The sequence below is a fragment of the Acaryochloris sp. 'Moss Beach' genome, from assembly GCF_021497025.1.
Classification (GTDB): domain Bacteria; phylum Cyanobacteriota; class Cyanobacteriia; order Thermosynechococcales; family Thermosynechococcaceae; genus Acaryochloris; species Acaryochloris marina_A.
This window is the reverse complement of sequence record NZ_CP071718.1, coordinates 373927-394275: the sequence shown is the minus strand read 5'-3', so window position 1 is coordinate 394275 and position 20349 is coordinate 373927. Positions and strand designations below refer to the sequence as shown.

General features: G+C 42.5%; 17 protein-coding genes and 1 pseudogene. 11 read left to right on the top strand and 7 right to left on the bottom strand.

All coding sequences use genetic code 11. From position 1 onward, the window contains the following. Positions 1-52: 52 nt before the first annotated feature. Entirely contained in the window at positions 53-265 is a 213-nt protein-coding gene (locus HRE53_RS28415) for a DUF2811 domain-containing protein (protein WP_235111524.1), read from the bottom strand. Positions 266-885: 620 nt separating this feature from the next. Here HRE53_RS28415 and HRE53_RS28410 point away from each other — a divergent pair. Next, positions 886-1158 carry an RNA-binding protein gene (locus tag HRE53_RS28410; RefSeq protein WP_235111523.1) on the top strand — a complete coding sequence of 91 codons (273 nt, stop codon included), beginning with the start codon at positions 886-888 and terminating at the stop codon, positions 1156-1158. A gap of 50 nt (positions 1159-1208) precedes the next feature. Here the strand turns inward: HRE53_RS28410 and HRE53_RS28405 are convergent, their stop codons facing one another. Next, entirely contained in the window at positions 1209-2045 is an 837-nt protein-coding gene (locus HRE53_RS28405) for a hypothetical protein (RefSeq protein WP_235111522.1), read from the bottom strand. Between the two features lie 366 nt (positions 2046-2411). On the opposite strand from HRE53_RS28405, the gene HRE53_RS28400 reads away from it, so the two are divergent. Then, positions 2412-3501, top strand: a protein-coding gene (locus tag HRE53_RS28400; protein WP_235111520.1) for an ISAs1 family transposase whose coding sequence is annotated in 2 segments (ribosomal slippage) — positions 2412-2951 and positions 2953-3501 — 1089 coding nt in all. Because the reading frame shifts where the segments join, the coding sequence is not laid out codon by codon here. Between the two features lie 361 nt (positions 3502-3862). Here HRE53_RS28400 and HRE53_RS28395 read toward each other — a convergent pair. The 3 genes and pseudogenes from HRE53_RS28395 to HRE53_RS28385 all read right to left on the bottom strand — a co-directional run bounded on the left by HRE53_RS28395 (position 3863) and on the right by HRE53_RS28385 (position 5591). After that, a complete protein-coding gene (locus HRE53_RS28395) occupies positions 3863-4327 on the bottom strand; it encodes a nitrilase-related carbon-nitrogen hydrolase (RefSeq protein ID WP_235111518.1) in 465 nt (154 codons plus the stop codon). 386 nt (positions 4328-4713) lie between these two features. Next, a pseudogene (locus HRE53_RS28390) lies at positions 4714-5174 on the bottom strand (PPC domain-containing DNA-binding protein). A gap of 171 nt (positions 5175-5345) precedes the next feature. After that, the gene (locus tag HRE53_RS28385; RefSeq protein ID WP_235111516.1) at positions 5346-5591 is read right to left on the bottom strand and encodes a hypothetical protein; all 246 of its coding nucleotides are present in this window, start codon (positions 5589-5591) and stop codon (positions 5346-5348) included. A gap of 550 nt (positions 5592-6141) precedes the next feature. Here HRE53_RS28385 and HRE53_RS28380 point away from each other — a divergent pair. From HRE53_RS28380 to HRE53_RS28370, 3 genes are all read left to right on the top strand, one after another. Beyond that, positions 6142-7386: an ISL3 family transposase gene (locus HRE53_RS28380; protein ID WP_235111514.1), complete on the top strand. Its 1245-nt coding sequence runs from the start codon at positions 6142-6144 to the stop codon at positions 7384-7386. 956 nt (positions 7387-8342) lie between these two features. After that, complete coding sequence (locus tag HRE53_RS28375) at positions 8343-8840, top strand: hypothetical protein (protein WP_235111513.1); 498 nt, start codon at positions 8343-8345, stop codon at positions 8838-8840. A 56-nt stretch (positions 8841-8896) separates the two neighbouring features. After that, on the top strand, positions 8897-9871 hold the full coding sequence (locus HRE53_RS28370; protein ID WP_235111510.1) for a transposase: 975 nt from the start codon (positions 8897-8899) through the stop codon (positions 9869-9871). A 181-nt stretch (positions 9872-10052) separates the two neighbouring features. On the opposite strand, the gene istB is transcribed toward HRE53_RS28370, so the two are convergent. Both istB and istA read right to left on the bottom strand, forming a co-directional pair. After that, on the bottom strand, positions 10053-10802 hold the full coding sequence (gene istB / locus HRE53_RS28365) for an IS21-like element helper ATPase IstB (protein WP_304518439.1): 750 nt from the start codon (positions 10800-10802) through the stop codon (positions 10053-10055). Positions 10803-11521: 719 nt separating this feature from the next. Next, positions 11522-12328, bottom strand: a complete 807-nt coding sequence (istA, locus tag HRE53_RS35350) for an IS21 family transposase (RefSeq protein WP_396133485.1) — start codon at positions 12326-12328, stop codon at positions 11522-11524. Between the two features lie 166 nt (positions 12329-12494). Between istA and HRE53_RS28355 the strand changes: the two genes are divergently transcribed. From HRE53_RS28355 to HRE53_RS28330, 6 genes are all read left to right on the top strand, one after another. Next, positions 12495-12800: a hypothetical protein gene (locus HRE53_RS28355; protein ID WP_235111503.1), complete on the top strand. Its 306-nt coding sequence runs from the start codon at positions 12495-12497 to the stop codon at positions 12798-12800. A gap of 293 nt (positions 12801-13093) precedes the next feature. After that, positions 13094-14089: a streptomycin biosynthesis regulator gene (locus HRE53_RS28350; RefSeq protein WP_235111502.1), complete on the top strand. Its 996-nt coding sequence runs from the start codon at positions 13094-13096 to the stop codon at positions 14087-14089. A gap of 204 nt (positions 14090-14293) precedes the next feature. Beyond that, a complete protein-coding gene (locus tag HRE53_RS28345; protein ID WP_235111500.1) occupies positions 14294-16417 on the top strand; it encodes a helix-turn-helix transcriptional regulator in 2124 nt (707 codons plus the stop codon). 897 nt (positions 16418-17314) lie between these two features. Continuing rightward, on the top strand, positions 17315-18889 hold the full coding sequence (locus HRE53_RS28340) for a hypothetical protein (protein ID WP_235111499.1): 1575 nt from the start codon (positions 17315-17317) through the stop codon (positions 18887-18889). A gap of 28 nt (positions 18890-18917) precedes the next feature. Continuing rightward, positions 18918-19361, top strand: coding sequence for a hypothetical protein (locus HRE53_RS28335; RefSeq protein ID WP_235111498.1), 444 nt, complete (start codon positions 18918-18920; stop codon positions 19359-19361). Positions 19362-19891: 530 nt separating this feature from the next. Then, entirely contained in the window at positions 19892-20323 is a 432-nt protein-coding gene (locus tag HRE53_RS28330) for a hypothetical protein (protein ID WP_235111497.1), read from the top strand. The last annotated feature ends 26 nt before the right edge of the window (positions 20324-20349 follow it).

Here is a 20349-nt window from a genome sequence, read left to right as displayed (position 1 = left end):
GTTCGGGGGGTGAGGCGTAAGGTCAGACTGGAGATTTGCTGAGGGGAGGGCATTAACAAGCAGTTGGCAAATCTTTCTTAAATAGACTATCCAGATAAACACGAGCTGTTCTGCGGTCTGATTGCCCGTACTGCATCAGGAATAGCGATAGTGCTGCTGAGAAAACCCGATCTTGATCCCAGTCAGGATGGGTGTCTAGATAACCTTTCAAGGCATCATGAAGCTCTTCAGGGATATCGGCCAGAATACTTATTGTTGTGGACATAAATTCGGTCATCCTTGAACAACAGTGAGGTCGGTAGTGATGGTCTAAAAACCAAAAAATTAAGCACGCAAATAGATGCCCTCTTTTATCAAACAAGTCAGTGTCGAAGAACGTTCTTCGGCCCTATAGCTTGCTCAATATTGAGTGCACGCACTTAAGCCTGGGAACACCATCTTGCGATCAACATGCGTGAATGTCAAATCCATTTTGAGGAAATTGAATTGAACTCTAACCTATACACACTAATGGATTAGACTGAATCAAACTTATATGATTTTCCACAGAAAAAGCCAAAAACCTTATCCTGCCGTTGGAACTTGTGGAAAACAACCTGTAGTCTGTGGAGAACTTTAGATATATTGTGACTAACCTGTGGAGAACTCACAATAATATTCTCAATAAAGCAGTCTAAAAATAGTCATTCATCAAAAACCAGAGTCTCTGTAAAGATTACTGCTTCAACCAAAATCTAATATGGAGATCGGTTAACATGTTCACTGAGATAGTTAGTATCGGATTCCCGTTAGTTTTCAGAATTGCTTGATTTTTTCCAGTTCAATTTTCAAGGCCACGCACCGAAATCTATATCTCTACACATTATTGATTTTGGGAATTAATTCATGTCTATTTACGTTGGCAACCTTTCCTATGACGTTACAGAGAAAGACCTAAGCTCAGTTTTTGCGGAATATGGAACTGTCAAATCCGCTAAGCTTCCTACTGACCGCGAAACAGGGCGGATTAGAGGATTTGGTTTTGTCGAGATGGGTGATGATGCCGAAGAAGCTAAAGCCATTGAAGAACTGGAGGGGGCTGAATGGATGGGACGTACCCTGAAAGTGAATAAGGCAAAGCCCCGTGAAAATAGAGGTGGTGGTGGTAATCGCTGGTAGAGCTAATTTGAAGTAAGGGGATTAGCGCTCATAGCTCAATCGTTTTAGGGCTATGAGATTACCTGATCAGATTTCTCCGCTTCACTCATAACAGCTTCCACACCCACCACCGTGACCGTGACTCCTTTTCGCTGACACTCAAAACGATAGAGTTTTCTATCCTCCAACTTCTCCAAGCACTCCTCACTGATCAGAGGTGAGTGCTGAAGAATCCTCCTATTGTTATCCAGCTTCTGATCACGCTGGACCAACACTCTTTGCTTGTGTGCATTCCACACTCCGATCAACACCCAAGCTTCAGGCTTCTCAGGGGTTACCTCAATCGCCCCTGCGAATTGTGTGAAGAGTATTTGACCATCAATAATCTGGGGATAGCATTTGACCATCAAGGGTCTATGCAAGGCGGCTTTAGTAAATTTTGCGAATCGATGCTTTACTCTCAAGGGAATCTGATGACCGTCAAGCTCTAGAAAGTAATTGGGTCGTTCCTTCTCCCCCTCAACCTCCTGAATTCGGATGATTCCCGGAAGTCGGCACCAGGCCCGATGGGTGCCATTGCCAGAGAGCAGAGGCTGTCTCTTATTTCGCTGCTTTCGCTGCTTAGATTTTGCCTGGGGAGTTTTTGTCGCCTGCTGTTGCTGGGGTGTTGCTTTGGGTTTTCCCTTGGCCGGATCCTGGTCTGTGGATTGACGTTTGGTACTAGCCTGAAAGGCTTTTGGTATTTCTTTTGATGGTGCTTTGGCAGAACCTGTTGTGAGTTGTTCTATCTGGAGCTGAGATTCGAGTTTCGCAATCGTCCGTTTTAGGAGAAGGGCAGCAGTTTCGTTGTTGCACTGCTCAAGCTGAACTTTGAGTTGGTTGAGCTTGTCGATAGTTGCAGAGGGCATAGGAAACCTCACTAGGGACAGACTTGCAGCTATTCTAGTGTATGAAGTGAGGCTTTGGGTGAAATTTAGGTTTCTTGCCAGGATACGTCATACAACCCTTGCCCAGACTTAAGATCATAGACATTATGAATAGTTGAGCTTTCCAAGGAATACTCCTAGAAAAATCCTTGCGATACACTCAGGAAAGACGTGCCATCGCGGAATTTGTCATTGCCATAGATCCATTGCGGGAGGAGGACCCCACGGAAAATCTTAAGGCACTCTATTGGGAAGAGAATGGGGAGAAGGCACGCAATGCATCAGGGCTGTTTTACGTTACTCCTAGAAAAAATAGGATGGTTCTACAGAACACCAGTAGAGAGACCTATGAGCCATCTAATCGATACGTTGAAGCAAGTCCCTGACTTCCGCAGTGCCCATGGCCGTATTCATCCGTTGTGGCTTCTGTTGCTATTGATGGTGATGGGCATGCTTGCTGGATATCAGGGGTATCGTCCATTAGAAACCTTTGCAACCGATTATCGCCAGCCTTTAAGTAAGCTATTGGGACTTGAGAGCTTCCAAGTTCCGTCTCACTGTACCTTTCGTCGAGTGATGAAGGGGCTTGACTTCCAATCGTTGAGTCACCAATTTGAAGCATGGATGCTTTCGAAAGCCCAGACTCACTCTCCAGATACTTATGCGGCATCCATTGATGGCAAACGGATTCGTCAGGGGCTCACAGATGAAAACGGCAAGCAGCGTTTTGTGGGATTGGTGAGTTTATTTGCGGTAGAAGCGGGCATCACCCTTAAGCTCGAAGCCCTTACTCAAGAAGATAATAGCGAAATCAAAGTCGTCCAGGCTTTGTTGGAAACACTCCAACTCGATGGCTTGTTGATTACCATGGATGCCTTACACGCCCAAAAAAACACTTCAGCAGATTGTGGCTTCGGGTAATGACTATCTTATCGCTGTCAAACGCAATCAGAGCCGCCTTTATAACCACCTACAAACTTACTTTGAATGTCTTAAACCTATGGCCGAGCACACCCACTCTATGCATAGTAGAGGACGAGATGAACATCGGTGTATCCAGGTTTATGAGCCTGTCGGCATAGCCCTGCAAGAATGGGAGGCCATTCGCTCTGTGCTTTGTGTCCAACGATGGGGCACTCGTCAAGGCAAGAATTATCACAACACCGCCTATTACATCAGTTCGGCTGCCACCTCACCCCATCATTGGCAAGCTCTGGTCCGAGACCATTGGGGCATCGAAAATCGCTTGCATTGGCCAAAAGATGTTGTCTTTGGTGAAGATGATTATCGACTTGAAGATGAACAAGCTCTGCTCAATTGGTCAGTGCTTAGAACCATTGTGATTAATATCCTGCGTCTAAACGACTATCAATCCCTCAAAACTGCCATGACTAAGCTTGCCAATCGGGTCGACATCATTTTTTCGCTGCTAACTTAAAACAGCCCTGCGCAATGCATTGCAAATAGGCGACCAACTGATTTTGCAAGGTCAACTTAGGATAAACAAGATGACTCATAAGACGGGCAATAAGGAATATATGGAGCAGCAGGCAAGTCTAATCATTGATAAGGTTAACCGAATCCACAGTCCAGATTGATCTATAGCAATCTGAAATCAATCGTGAGATGTAGAGAGGCTGAAATCTTTACCAGTATCCATTTAGGTTGAATATAATTCTCACAACTCACGTCAGATCGCTATAGGAAATAATGTCAAAATTTTCAGTAGATATTTAGGCTTAATGGTAGTTTCAAAAAAATAAAATAATTACTTATCAGAAATCAAAACTAGATGTTACTTATACTGATTCTTCAACTGCTTTTGCTATATCCAAATACTTATCTGGCCGTCTATCAAGAAAGAGATTATTCCTTGATGTAATTGATTTATCCCTAGCTAGACTCAAATCAATATCTGAGATCATTACTTCTTCTTGATTATTCGAAGCTTGGGTCAGAATATCACCTCTGGGGTCACAAATAATTGAACTACCTGTAAACGTAAGATTACCCTCGGTACCTATACGGTTAGCCGTTACGACAAAAATTCGATTGCATATTGAATGGCCAGGTATGGTCTTTTGGCACAAACCAGGTAAAACAATATTTGAAGGATGACAAATAATATCAGCCCCTTTAAGAGCAAGAATTCTCCATGCTTCAGGGAACACCCAATCAAAACAAATTAACATCCCTATTTTACAGATACCAATATCATATACAGAATAATCTGTATTTCCAGGAGAGAAAAAAATCTTTCTCATTTAGAAAAAGATGTGACTTTCTATAAACTTCTATATATCCATTTGGTCCAACTAGAATAGAAGAATTATACAAATCATTATTAGATTTTTCACAAAAAACCTGAAACGATATACAAATTGTAGTCATTAGATTTTTGGTGAAGAAAATGAATAAATTTACTATCCGTAAGAGATTCACTTAAATCTAGAGCTTGTTGCCTAGAGTTAAAGGCATATCCAGAATTACACAATTCTGGTAGCACAAGAATATCTGAATTTTTTGCCTTTATCAATTAGGTATTCTAGGCGTTCTAAAGTTCGAGTTGGCTTACCGAGAATAGGTGAGAACTGTATAAAACCTACTTTCATTTCATTAAGCCCAAGAAGTAGAATAATTTTGAAGATAATTAAATAAACTGAAGCAAACCAATATTATATAAATCTGGATTAACGACTCTTCTCATATCAGGTTGTAGAACTTCTACAATAAGCATTTCAACCAAAAAAAAGTACTTTAGCACTTAATAGATGACTTGTATGTCCAGAGGCAGAATAATTTTTTTATTCCAGTACTAACATGAATATGAGGAGATATTTTATCTTCGTCAAAATCATAGGCAATAGTACCACATCCACAAGCTTCTACATTGTTTAAGTGCACCTTATCCCATACTGGAGCATTGACATCATCAATCTTGCTGCAAGTTCCCACTAATTCTACTTCTGAGAATCCAGCAATAAACATTGGGATATATCCTTGATTTACTTTATTTTCTTTGCAAAAGCTTGAAAGCTCTTGAAAAAAATCTGATTGATGTTCGAAAGTAACACCAAAAGTTCTCCCTGTTTTTAGCTCTGTACTTTTCATATGATCAATTAGGTAATATTCCAAGAAACTCTTTAACAGATGTTGAGCAACTAATTTTTTTTCAAATAGTTAATTTGATTTTCAATGTCAGAAAAGAACGAACTACTTAAATTGCTAGTAGATATTATTTTATCAACATCTTCACATAATCTATCATCATCAAATAATTCATCATAAAAAAGAGCTAAAGGCTGAAATAGAACAATAGTCTAGAAGAAGTTCTGTAATCTCACAATCTTCAGAAAAGTAATATAAAGCTATTAATTCCTTATCATGTACAGATATCATATCTGCATCGACAAACATTTTTATTTTGCAATCGATATTGTCTAAAATTTTAACATCAACACCCATCTTCTCATGCAAATATGCGTTCATAATAGCATTATTTCTTACTCTAAAATCTAATGAATTCAATATAAATATTCGTTTAATCTTAACTCCATTTTTTTAGCAAGTTGACATTAGTCGCCATATACATTTTTCCTGCAATAGATGACCACCACTTCTTTAGCTCAGTATCTAAAACCATCGCTAGTAAAGTTTCTCTTGTTTCACTCACAAGCTTATTAACAATTAATTGCCACTCATCTCTAAAACTCATTCTTTTTGTATTAGAGCTGAGAAAATCTTCAGTGAAACCTTTTTTTAGAAAATATTTTTTTTAAAAAGTTCACTAATAATATCTGACTTGATCTGGCATGAGCCAACATAGTTATTTTGATTCTTTTCATAGTGAATATAAGAAGTCGGTGATGAACAAGCTTCTTTCTTGTTAATTTTATACTGACTCAGCAAAATTGGAACTTTGTTCCAGCGCATTCTATAATTTTCTGGTAGGTTTAATAATAAACTTAAACAAGGAGGCTCTCCGGGAATTCCCGTGGTGCCCCCCCCTACAGATAGTGTTTATTCCTTTGTCATCCCTATGGAATGATCTGAGGAGGTACTTCAGAACGATAGTGTCATGGATAACTCAATTCGCATCCCGCTCAACCTTCCTGATGTCCGAGTTCTAGAGCTATCAAAGACTGAGCGAGGAGATTGGCTGATCAAAATTGAGAGTACTCTCCCAGGTACAACCTGCCACCAATGTGGACGTGAGATTACCAACTTTCACGGTCATGATCAGGCGATACGACTTCGTCACTTGCCTTTATTTGAAGTGCCCGTTTATTTAGAAATTCGACCCAAGCGCTATCGATGCGGATATTGCGATAACCATCCCACCACAACCCAGCATTTAGACTGGCACGAACCTCGCAGTCCCAATACGCAAGCCTATGAGCATTGGCTGTTGCGAATACTGATCAACTCAACTGTCTCAGATGTTTCCCAAAAATTAGGCGTCGGTGAAGATGTCGTTAGTGGCACTATCGACCGCTGGATTGCCCATCAAGTTAACTGGAGCGAATATTTAGACCTCACAGTCATCGGTATTGACGAGATTGCTCTCAAGCGAGGCCACCGCGATTATGTAACTCTGATCACGGTTCCTACCACAGATGGAGTGGATATATTGGCAGTTCTAGCCAACCGTAAACAACAGACAGTAGCAACTTTCTTGCAATCGATTCCCTTTCACCTCCGTCAAACCATTAAGCGTGTCTGTACTGACATGTATCAAGGATTTGTCAGTGCCGTCCGTGAACAACTCCCTCAAGCGAAGATTGTCATTGACCGCTTTCATGTGGCAAAAGCCTATCGCAAGTGTGCTGATACGGTTCGTAAGCGGGAGGTTAAACGTCTACGACAAGAACTTTCTAAGCAGGAGTATGACACTATCAAAGGCGCGATGTGGGCCTTTCGAAAACAGCCTGAAAATCTCAAGGACTCGGAGCGAAAACTGCTGGAGCGATTGTTTGCTTATTCTCCTGAGCTGAAGCAGGCGTACAACCTCCGAGAGGAATTGACACAGATATTTGAGAGCAGGTACACCAAGCACGGCGCTAAATGTGCCATCCGGGCTTGGTGTAAACGAGTAATCAACAGTGACATCAAAGAATTTGATAGTTTCCTAACCACTATCAACAATTGGATGGACGAGATCACCAACTATTTCCTGGAGGGATGGACCAGTGGGTTTGTGGAAGGATTTAACAACCGAGTCAAGGTCTTAAAAAGACGATGCTACGGCATTTTCGATATTGATAGACTTTTCCAAAGGATTTCTCTTGATCTCAATGGGTATCAGACTTTTGCCGTAACCTAAACACCATATCTAGTGGCTACCACGGGAATTCCCGGAGAGCCAACAAGGATAAACATCTCTCGACAAAACCGTTCTAATGGTCCCTGATGATTGTCTGCTTTCAGGATTAAAGGTTTCAGCAATATTCGATGGAGATTGTCCTAGCAAAGTGCATTCTAAGTATTGCTTGGCACTATTTGACAAGCTCCGTTTATTCACCATCTCTAAATCAGAGTACAATCTTTGAAGATCCCACTCTTTATCCACTGGTGAAGTATTTCTATATTGAGAATAGGGTATTTCCATACTCCGTAATAGAAATCAACAAGCTCAATACAAGAGTACCATATAAATAGTTCTATAGTTAACATGTAAATAATTAGATAAAAATACATTTATTTATTCAATAAATTCATCTTTTGTAAGAATTATTTTGTGATATACAACATGTTTTATAAATACTCTTATTCATGTATAGAGTTAGTAGTTATTCAAATAATTACTTAATTCTTTTATAGGCAATTATGTCTCATTTTTTTAACTTACTTATGCTCATGCATTACTGCACTGTTAGCAAGATAAACTCATCTGCATAGAACTATTGACAGCGCAACTAACAACTTGTTAACAAGAACGTCAACAAGTTGTTAGTTGCGCTGTCAATAGCTTTTATTCATACTGCATTCATATGAGTTCTTATTGGCCTGATCTGATGTGTATTTTTCATATCAATGATTTTTATAGCCTTTGAAGTCTTCAATCATGAGCTTAAGGTCCTATCTATTTAGGTCTTCAACTTATATATTTTCTACCAGGAGTTTAATTAATGAGCTATTTAAAAGTTGATAATTCATTTACAAAGTTGAAACTATCAGATATAACTCTTGATAATGAAATACAACCCCGGCAACAACTCAATCAGGAGGTGATTACTGAATATGCTGAGGCTATGAAGCAGGGGGGCTACGTTCCCACCAGTGGTTGTTTTTTACGACGATTCTAAGTACTGGTTAGCTGACGGATTCCACCGAGTAAGTGCTAAAAAGAGCATTGACGAATGCATGATAGTTGCAGAAGTACAATCTGGTTCTCGGCGCGACGCAATACTTTTTGCAGCAGGAGCCAACTCAGCATATGGCCTGCAAAGATCCAATGCCGATAAGCGTAGAGCTGTTGAGAAACTATTGCATGATTCTGAGTGGAACAAGTGGAGTGACAATGCAATCGCTAAAAAATGTGGTGTCAGTAATACATTCGTTGGAAAACTAAGACATCAGTTGCCGTCCACTTTCAACGGTTGGAAGTCAACTTCTCGAAGAGGAACAGATGGACGGGTCATCAACACAAAAAATATTGGGCTGAATGGGAAAATCTCAAGAATGAAGCCTAGTCCATACCAAGAATCAAAACAAAGAAGGATAAACGCTGATTGCCTGACAGAAGTAGGTCAAAGCCTTTATTTACATAGTTTATGAGAAAAGAGTGGAGAGACATGTGAGGCTAGATTTAATCACAAATCAGCGTTATTCAAATGTCAGGCCCCACCCAAATTTATCGTCAACTGTTTTCCTTTTTACGTCAACACAGCCATTATCGAGATTTGCGCCATCTCATTGCTCTGGGCTGGATGGTAAGCGCCTTAATCTGTAGTGAACGCTTAAGCTTATCTGCCTGGGAATCCTATGTTCCCTGCCGAGCCAGAAAAGCCCAAAGTGTCGAGCGTCGGTGGCAACGATTTATAGCCAATCAACGCATTGATATTAACAAGCTATATGTACCTCTAGTCCTGCTAGCCCTTAAGAACTGGCACTCTCATCGTCTATACCTGGCAATGGATACAACGGTGTTATGGAATGAATATTGCATGATTCATCTATCCGTCGTCTGCTGTGGCAGAGCAGTACCATTGTTGTGGAAAGTATTAGAGCACAAGAGTGCAGCTGTCGCTTTTGAGGAATATCAACCGTTATTGCGCCAGGCCCGTTGGTTATTGCGGCAGCATCCAGATGTCATGGTGTTAGCAGATCGTGGGTTTGCGAACCATCAACTGATGAGCTGGTTACAACAGAGCCATTGGCATTACTGTCTGCGTGTCCCTTGTGATGTCCTTCTCCATGGTCCACGTCAATGTCCAAGAGAAGTCCGACAATTGTGGCCATCCAAAGGCGAAGCCCTCCTCTACCGCAATGTCGGTCTTTGGGAAGATGGCATCTATCGGTGCAATCTGGTGTTGGCTAATATCCGAGGAGTGAAAGAACCATGGGCGGTGATTACAGATGAATCACCCACGCTACAGACCTTGTGGCAATACGCTTTGAGGTTTCGGGTCGAAGAATTATTTCTCGATAGTAAGTCTGGAGTGTTTGAGCTAGAAGAGTCGAAAATTCGCTGTGCTGATGCATTAGAGAGGCTTTATCTGGTTGCTGCTGTGGCACTGCTGTCGAATGTCAATTACATAGTCCGAAAGTATTTTGATTTTCCTCCTGCTATTAGAGATTTGATTTGAAGCTTTGTCACTTGTACTTGAGATCGATGATCTTCTGCCTCGGTGATGGCCGAAGGCCGGTCGGAGACCATCGCGACAGAGAGCAAATGACAATTATCAATAAAACCACCATCAATAGAGATGCTTTCGAGTAAGCATCTCTATTGATGGTGGGGTAAAGGAGGTTTATTCTCGCTTGGGATTAGCTAGAAGTCTTTGGAGAATTGGCCGCGTTTTTAGCAGCTGCTTGTTTTCGAAAACTCTCAGCCTGCATCTCGAAAATGGTGGCATGGTGAATTAAGCGATCAATAGCAGCCACTGTCATCATCGAGTTGGGGAAGATCTTATCCCATTGGCTGAAAGGCTGATTAGCCGTGATGAGTAGGCTCTTTCGCTCATAGCGATGAGCAATCAGTTCGAATAGGACCGAGGTTTCAACATCAGACTTTTGAATATAGCCGAGGTCATCAATGATGAGCAGATCGTACCGGTCGAGCTTAGACAACAGGCTCTGCAATTCCAGTTGGAGTTTTGCCAGTTCCAGCTGTTGCACCAACGCTGTGGCCGTGACAAACTTCACCCGTTTCCCCAACTCAACAATAGAAGTCCCTAATGCAGAGCTGACATGTGTTTTCCCTGTTCCGCTTGGCCCAAATATCAAAATATTACTGCCCGACTCTAGCCAGTGAGTTGTTTGGGAAAACTCCATGATGGCTGCTGGATTGAGACTGGGAATATGGTCAAACTCAAAATTGGTCCAGGACTTGCCGTAGGGCAGCTGCGCTTCGGTTAGCGCGCGGGAGATCCGATTCTGTTCTCGACGGCTGGCTTCCCCTTGGGCTAAAGCCAATAGAAACTGGGCGTAGGACCAATTCTCCTGAGTCGCTTGATGCTCGATGCTCTGCCACTCGTCGAGGAAATGTCTTAACCGGAGCTGCTTGAGCGTCATCATCAAATTGTCGTATGGATTGTCCGGTGCTGCATTGGAGGAGTTGGTCATAGTCGGAGAGAGCGTGCTGTTGTGAAATGATGTCAGGATATTGCTCAGTCGAGAGCTTGAACTCAAAGGCTTGTTTTAATCTACTCAAGGTCAGGGTGGACTGTTCCAGTTGGGTTTGTAGATAGTCAGCTACCTGGGATTCTTGATCCTGAGTTGCAGCAATGTAGAGGGCTTCTGTCATCAAACGGGCAGCCTGGTCCCGCTCAAAGTCAGCTTTGAGGGATTCCCATAGCTGATGCCATTGAAGATTGGGCAGTAAGTCTGCTTGCCATTGGCAGTAGAGAAACGCATGGGGCTTTCTCCTGAGACTTTCTGCCACATGCTTGTAATCGATACTACGAGCCCGTCTCTTCTTCCCAGAGCCATGGACATGGACCCGCGCCAATTCCACTACGGGAGTGGTGCCTAAGAAACCGACAAGGCGGTCATGGTATAGGTGCAGTTTCAACCGATGACCAATTAAGCGAGAGGGGACTGTGTACAGGACACAGCGGACGGCAATCGTGCTGTTGCAGCTGACTTTAGCGCTGCGGATTTCATAATCAGGGGTGCGATATTTGGGCAAAGGTTGTAATGTGGGGAGCTCCAGTGCAAACTTCTTTTGACACTTGGCATTCAGCTTAGCGATGACTTGCTCGATGAACTGTTGATACTCAGCTACGGATTCGAAGTCAAAGCTGCCTCGACGATACAGGGCCTGGCATAATCGCCGCTTGAAATAGCCATGGGAGCCTCTCGATGCCGCCATTCTCATGAGAGACGCCCAGATTGTTGCGGGTCGGCTCCATCCGGTAATGGTCACACAGAGTGGAATACAACTGAGTCAGCTGGGGGTTACGACCGCCGGTATTGCGATAGGCGGCACTCAGACTATCGGTACGGTGGGTCTTAGGAACACCACCACAGGCAGATAAGGCATTTTGTAGTCCTTGAGATAAGCCGATAAAACTCTCTCCGCCTTGAATCACCTGCACGTACTGCCAGCCGCTATAACTCAGTCGATAGTGATACAAGATATGGTGAAAGGTTTCACCCTGAACCGTCACACTGAAACCTTTGAGCTGGGTGAAGTCTGACTGTCCCATCTCTCCAGGATGATGTTGAATTTTGAACATCACTTCTTTGGGCTTGCCATGAGCTGCCTTCCATTTAGCGGTTCGGCGTTGCACGGTTCTGATCTTGTCATCATATTGCCCAGGATGGTCCTCTTGTAAGGTCTCAAATAGAGTAGTCGCTTCTAATCGAGGCTCACGCTCTAACATCGGCTCAAGTTCTAATTCCCATAATCCATCCAGCGGATCTTCACGGGTTTTCCAGTCATGAGGGCGGCCTCGTTGGGGACGATGGGTGCCACTATCAATACGACGGGCAGTGCGGGTTGAGATCCCTGCTTTGGCAGCTGCAGTGTCTTGGGAAGAGCCGGATTGTTTTGTTTTCATATAAAGCTGTACCTGTTGAGGTTTAATAGGAGCTGGCACTAGAGGTCCCTAATCGTCTTAGGTGTACAAACCCTAGTGTCTTTCCTGTATGGAGTTATAAAAAAAGTGAAAAGGTATAGATGCTCTCTGAACTGATTTGAGATCTCTTGTGTTTTGAGAATGAGATCCTGATTTCTAGAGAGGTCTACGTAATTGTCAGGCGGTCATGTATTCGGTCTATGCAATTGTCGCCTATCAGGCACTGCTATTCAGCACGACTCAAGGAATGGCTGTTCACATTAAAGGGCTGCGCCAACAGGTTGATCCACATTGGCGGCGAGGCATTAGTTATCTCAAAATTGGATTGCGATGGCTCAAGGGGGTAGTCCATAAAGGACGGGAGTTGTTGATGCCAGTCCCCTTGCTCTGCCATGATCCACAACCGTGTTTTGCGTCTAAAAAAGCTCAAAAGAAACACTACAACAAAATCTGGTTCTCTCGCATCCGCTCTTTACAGTGCAAGGCTTTATGAGCAGGGGAAGGCGAAGATCTGTCAGGCAGTCAGGGATAAACGACTCTAAATCACCCAACACTAATTCAATTGCTATCGAAATATATTAACGGATCGTCTAGTTTCAAGAAACTTGTGACTTAACTTGACTTAATAATAGACTTACGATTCTCTGGATTGCTTGTTGCTTATGGGTTTAAATGCTTTCATGGCGTTATACTGTTGTCTATCGCTAGCTCTGAATGCCGCCCCAAAAGCCCTCAAACGAATCTTCTGAATCGACTATCCAGTCAATCGAGATATCTAATATTCGTATGGATGGCGGGACTCAGCCTCGCTCTCAGCTATTTAAAGAGGTGGTTGCTGAATATGCTGAGGATATGAAACAAGGGGCCAATTTTCCCCCTGTCACTATTTACTATGACGGAGAAGAATACTGGCTAGCAGATGGCTTTCATAGAGTCCGGGCTAAAGAAGCTATAGAGGCAACAGAAGTCACTGCTGAAGTCCATCTCGGGACACAACGAGATGCTGTTTTATATGCTGTCGGCGCTAACGCAGCACATGGATTAAGGAGGACAAATGCCGATAAACGCCGATCTGTAGAAAGACTATTGCGCGACCATGAGTGGAGTTTATGGAGTGACAATGCAATCTCTAAGAAATGTGGTGTTAGCAATACATTTGTAGGAAAAATCCGTAACGAACTCATGCTCACTAACAACGACAACACTGCTACCCTTCGCAGAGGTATAGACAATCGATTAATAGACACCTCTAAGATTGGTGGTAAATCTCTTCAAGATACAAAAGACACTACTAAACGACAACGAAAGAAGAAGCAGGCCAGCAAAATTACCTCACCCACGCCTCTCGTTCAATCTAAGGAGGTTGTAAGAGGTGATACCTGGAAGTTGGGTAAATCTCACTATTTATTCTGTGGTGACTCATCTTCTAAGAAATTCCAAAAGCTCATACCCTCTGAGATTGGCCTTTTCATGATTTTTATTGACACAAAAGAGCATTGGCCGCAATTCCTCCCAGAAAACACAATGAATGCTTTCTGTTTTTATTCTTCCTATGGAGAAGACATAGACCTAAGAAATTTACGACAAATTATTGAGAATTGCCTTGCTACTACAACAGACGCTGATGACACTGTTATTATGATTAACCTTCCAGATCCTTCTTTGTTTATTTTAATGGAGAGTCTATATTGCCCCTGCTACTGTGCGGAGCCAGATCCTCAGCGCTGTACAGATGCTCTTACAGCTTGGGCTGCAATCAACCAGCCAGTGAAAAAACTATGAATTGGATGAAATCTATATATCTTCGAAATTTAAGATCACCTTACTGTGTCATTGGGAAAAAATCTTGCTTGTGGCAAATCCTGATTTTTCAATCACTTTTAATTAAGATCATAAGTCTTTCATGTTCAAACCCTTTGAGTTTGTTGCAAAATAATGATTATTGTATCTGGCTATTGATATTTCGCTTGAGGAGCGTGAAATTCAGTGTCTGCTTCTGATATACATCAAACAACACAAAAAGTGGACATCAGGGTGTATGACTTTAACCCTGATGAACTGGTTACACATTCCGATATGACAATTAGTCTAGATTGTCATGCTGATGTATTAGCTGCTGATAAGACAAGAGAACATCTCTCTTCAAAATCTCATCACTTACCAACTTTAAACTCTGAAGATCAAAATTTCTTCACCAATTTATTGATTGATGTTGCATTAGAACAATTTGTATCTTTAGATTTTCTGGATCAGTTGATCGACTTTTTGCTTGAAAGGACTGATCTATCAAGATTAATCATTCAACATCTTTACTTGCACTTACTTAAGGTTTATAAGTTTAAGATTGAAGAAGTTATTAAAGAGAAAGGTGTGAGTGCTCTAGATACCAATCTGACTCACATTCAGATTAATGCTGATATACCTCATGAATCTCAAGTACTACATTTGAATATTGATGAAATAACCGTTAAAAAGTACTTGAATGAATCACTTTCTGACTTTTTCACTCATGACTCATTTAAAGAGACCATCTCAAATACCTTTTGTAGAGAATTGTTGAATTTGGCTTTGCAGCAATTAGAGTCTGAATTTGGAAGTAAGGCTTTGCAAGAAATGCCTGCATCACAACTACAACAAAGAATTCTAAAATTTCTTAAGTCCATTAATGCTGGCCCTACTAGTGATCAAATAAGTTTAAGTGCTTCTTTTCATAGTCAGGGAATTTCGTCGATTTTAATTGAGCGGTTAAATTTACCTAGCTGCTCACTTGAAGATATGCATGCTTTATTAGGGCTTCGACGTTCGCCACTGCCTAAAAGAAAAGCCCGAGTGGAACTACCTGCTGTAACTGCTTTGCCTACTTCGATCCCCATTGCTAGCAGTATAAAGGCACAGCTTCGCCCCGATCTATGGCGGCAAGATGAGAATGCGAATGCAAAATTTCAGTATCGTAGCTTATCTAATCCAGGTAACTATATCGAACATTACATTACATCTCCAGGGGATATTGCCCTGTTACCCTGGGAAGCTGCGGAACAGATAATTGATATTTTTGGGTTTGATACCGTTAAACTTCAGCTTATTTTTGCTGCGAAAACAATGGAGCAAAAAGAGCCTTGGAATAGTTCATTCACCATTAATGCGACGGATATAATAAAGCTTCTCGGATGGGATAAGAATCACAATACTGCGCTACCAGAAAAGAGAATTGCCGTTGCTAGCACAGCCTATGCACTTTCTTGCTTATTGGTAAGGTCAGTATGGATAGAGGGTAGGGGTAAAAATAAAATCGATGCTAGTACTCCTACAGGAAGGATGTGGGACGTTTTGATTGAGCCTACGGGACAGTTTGACTTTGTGACGAAGAAAATTGAAAAGCCAGAAGAGGTGTTTATTACCGTTTCTCCGGGCTTGTGGACAATGAATTTTCTTAATCGGGCTGGTCTTAAAGCACAAGAAGCACTATACCAATTTGGCTACCTTGCTAAAGATATTTTACAAATCGATCCATACCATAATGAAATGGCTCTGCGATTAGCCATCCAACTTACGCTTGATTCTCGTATTAGAGCTAGAAATGAGAATCCATATGACTATACCGTGGGAAAACTTCTTGAGGAAGTAATTCCACTTTCAGAAATAGAAGCGGCACGAAATCTAAAAAGCAAGGCAAGAGATCTGAGAAAACGGTGGGATAAATCCTTGAAAATGCTTAATAAATTAGGATGGCTTTTACAGTTTGATCCTGACTCGTACCCAAGCTGGTTACAACCTGATAGTGAGACTCCGAAACCGAAGGATTGGCGAAAGGTCAAAATAATGGATCGATTGCTTGATGCAAAGTTGACAATTAGTCCACCAAATCCTATCCCTGAGCTCCTAACCAAACTAGGCTCACCTAAGAAAATGACTCTTGTGGTTAGCCGTTTCCAGGAAGTTGATATTGCACCAAGGAGCTTACTTAATGCTCGAAAAGCTAAAGGACTCAGTCGGAAGCAGCTGGCAGGGTTTATTGATGTGAGCCCTGACTATATCGGCAAGATGGAGAGAGGTGATCGTCCTATTACTCTTGAGATTGCTGAAAAGCTTAAGCGTATATTGGCTTTTTGAAGTGCATTATTGGTTGAGACAATTCAAGACAATTTTCTCCCTATCTCTACACCTACTATCCCAACCACATTTATCAAATATAAAGCGAAGTAATAAGTTAAGTTGAGACAATCTTCTTCTTGTTCCAATACCTCTGAAGTAAATGGTTGTATAAATCTCAATCGAGGTTGGAATAGTCTTAGATAAGCTTCACGGCATTACAGTAGGTAATCCTTGTAAAGCAATGGTGAAGTAGACTTTTTTATCCTTCGATCGATTCATAGAGTATCTTTATCAGCGTGTAAGCCATTGTTGAGACAAACGGAGACAAAACTCTCCGTATAGATGCACCTTGTTGATATAAGCCTTTATATATAACTAAAAAAGCCTATTGAGACAAACGGAGACAAAACTCTCCGTATAGATGCACCTTGTTGATATAAGCCTTTATATATAACTAAAAAGCCTATTGAGACAAACGGAGACAAAACTCTCCGTATAGATGCACCTTGTTGATATAAGCCTTTATATATAACTAAAAAGCCTATTGAGACAAACGGAGACAAAACTCTCCGTATAGATGCACTTTAGACTAATAACCTTAACATCCGTATTACAGCACTTGAGAGTATTGTTGTATCAATAAAAAAAAATTGCATAATTTTGCACATAAGCGATGCTGGGTAGTTATTTAAGGCAAAGACAAAATTCTCCGTTTCTATGTACTAAGTTCTCCGTATGTCTACACTAAACTCTCCGTATCCATACACTAAGTTTTGTAAAAACCCTTTCTACTACTGCTTTGTAGCTTCCTAAGACAACCTAATTATTTAAAATAATTTAAATGCAGATATAAACAAGACAAAATTTTTTTCTGTGAAAATACCCCAATCCTAAATTTGGGAGTATTACAAAGACATGCTTAAGCGTCAACATGGCTCACCTTCCCATGTCTTTGGGTCTTCTATATCTCTACATCCCAGACGCTCTCAAAATGACCCATTACCAGTTGATCCGGTGGGTAAGCATTTGGCCACCCTTTTTCCCAACGGTTGGGACTGGATCTTTGCTTCAGCACCAACCCCAGGAGATCCAATCGATTGGGAAACAGTGAAGAAATTCCCCCTCTCCCCCGTGGAGTTGTGGTCACTGCATCAAGATCCAGAATGCCTAATCGGCATCAGACCCAGTGCCCAAACCCGTTGGTTAGTCCTCGACATCGACAAAGACAGTCGCTATCACCCAGCCAGCGATCCCCAGTGGCTCCCTCAGATACGCCATGCCCTAGAAGACATTGGTATTTGCCGCTCACTCCTTTGCCAAAGTAGCCACAGTAGTGGACTCCATCTATACCTCCCCCTCCCTGAAACCGTCAGCAGCTTTTGGCTGAGCAACTGCATCAAGCTCAACCTAGAAGCCATTGGCATCAAGTTCTATGGGGGGCAGTGCGAACTCTACCCCAACCCCAAACGGTATGTACCCAAAGGCAAAGGCTTTAGTCTCTTTGCCGCCTTCCGACTCCCCATGCAGCCTGGAAGCGGCTTCCATCCCCTCGACGCCGATCTAAATCCTTTACCCTGGTCCCTGGAACATTGGCTTGACGCCTTCGAGCTATGCGCCGATGGCCAGGACATGGGGCGTCTCCATCATGCGATCTCAGATGCACAACAGAACTTCAAAGTCCGTAAATCAGGCCATGCCAGCTCCCTCGCCACCTGGCAAGAGCGGATCCATGAAGAGAAAACCCAAGGCTGGACCGGCCCCGGCCAAACCAACGAGAAACTAAAGATCCTCGCCTGCGAAGCCCGTGTATTTATGGGCATGGACTCCGAAGACCAGATAGCAGAATACGTATGCCAAACTGCCCAGAACACCCCCGGCTTCTATGAGCATTGCCGCCACCAGCATGAGATAGATAGAAGAAGTCATGAAGTAGCGATCTGGGCCATGCGGTATTATTGGCCCACCGGCACAGCTCCATGTAGAGAAGCTAAATACCACGACAAGCAAGTCGCTCCCGCTGACTTCGGATACCACCAAAGCAAGCGAGAAGCCGCCCAGACTCGGATCAAAAAAGCAGTCTTAGAACTGAAGCGAGTCGATAAATTTCCCCCTGGAATTACCGCTCGTGCCCAAGCCATCTCAAAGCTAGCCCACTGTAGCCAGAAAACCTTATACAGACGGTCAAACAAGGAATTATGGCATCCACATCATTTAGTTGAAGAAACTCCTCAGAAATCCCCAGAACCCATACAGGAAGGGGAAATTACACAACAAGGGTCAAACAATCATTACCTTGTAAACCAGCGAAAGCTGGAACTACTGATATTAAAGGATCTTTTACAACTCTATATAAATGTAGGGTTTGTAATAACAACGATGAAGATCCAAGCCACCGTCACCCTGGCCCTCAAAGGCCAAAGGGTGGCGAAAGTGGCGCTTACAGATTCCGAAGTCCCAGATCAGGGGGGGGGGTTGGGGGGGAAATTCTAAGGTCGTTCCCATTCAAAATTGGGATCAGTTGAAACTCTCTTTACCACCGGGATTACAGAACAAAATTGGTAAAGCCAAGCAGCAACAGCGACGACAACAGGAAGTGGTACAGCTGCGCCAGCAGAGGAAGAAACAAAGAAGGCAATCCCCAGTTGAATCTGTGAGTTTGGTCCCAGAACCATCCCCACAAAACCTGAACTTAGAACAGCTTCCCTTGAAACTGCTTGAGACTCAGGAACCCACACAGGAAAGGATTGTACGTCAAAGTGAACAACAAGAATTTGATACTTGGTATCGAGCAGCTCAACGATGCAGGCTAGTCACTGACTACTCCTGGAGAGAAGGAGAGTACTGGGTACTGACAGAAGAACAGTGGCAACCCTATGCAGAAATAGCTGCCGTGTTCACCTTGAAATCGATGAATAGAATGTTTGGAATCTCTATGGATATCGAAAGTGAACGAGGTGACTAAAATTCTGGTTTTTTTCTTAAGAAAAACGATTTGGCTTTTGAACAAATCTTGGGAAAGAGCAACAGTATCCATATCAGCTAAAAGTCGGTTACGGCACCTTCCGTTACACAAATTTAAGTCGTTTGAACCTTGGGTGAATAATGGCTGAAAGCTAGGTATTGAAAGAAATAGGGTGATTGAACTAGTGTTGTCGGTGTAGCTGCTTTCGAGCTGTCTTTACAGATTGCAACAATTATTTTGACGTGAATCCGTGTTTGCCGTTATGGTGACCCCAAGTGAAATAAGTGATTATTCACCCGTCCAAATTTTTTTAGTTTTCTATTTCCACTATTGCCCACAAAAAAACAGCAAAGGTCTAGCCTTTGCACTGTCTGTTTTTAAAAAGTCGATTCTTACCAGGATTCTCTGACAGGATTCCTGTTCGTTTCTGTATTGCACAGAAATATTTCACTTAAAATAGCAAACCACGGCCTGTCCAATTACCACATCGATCAAGCCGTGATTCTCGCTCCCTGACAGGAGTTATCACTATGGTATCCACAAACCCTGAATTGGGTAAGCCCCTTGGTACTGATCAAGGGACTCAACTCTATGTCCAGTCCAGTTCTCCAGGGATTAACGAGAACTGCCTAGATATTTATCTACAATTAGCGGTCATCGCTCAGAGCTTTATACCTGATATCACAACATTGGATACCTATGAGGCCCTGTATCAGCTTGGTTGTGATGATCCTCAGTTAAGCCGAGAGATTGATGAACATATTGCTTCTAGATTAAAGCAGAGTGCATATCACCCTGATGATCGTTTCAGATGTCTATTTCAAGGCCCCTATATTCAGTCTCAGATGCTACACCACCACCTTTCTAAAGAAGGTGCAGAACAAATTGTACGTAAATTGCTTGAAAAGCCACCAGTACAGAGACTATTTCAACCCCAAACTTTGCCTACTACTGCTGCGTAGTAGCCTCTGAATTTTGGGCACCTGCC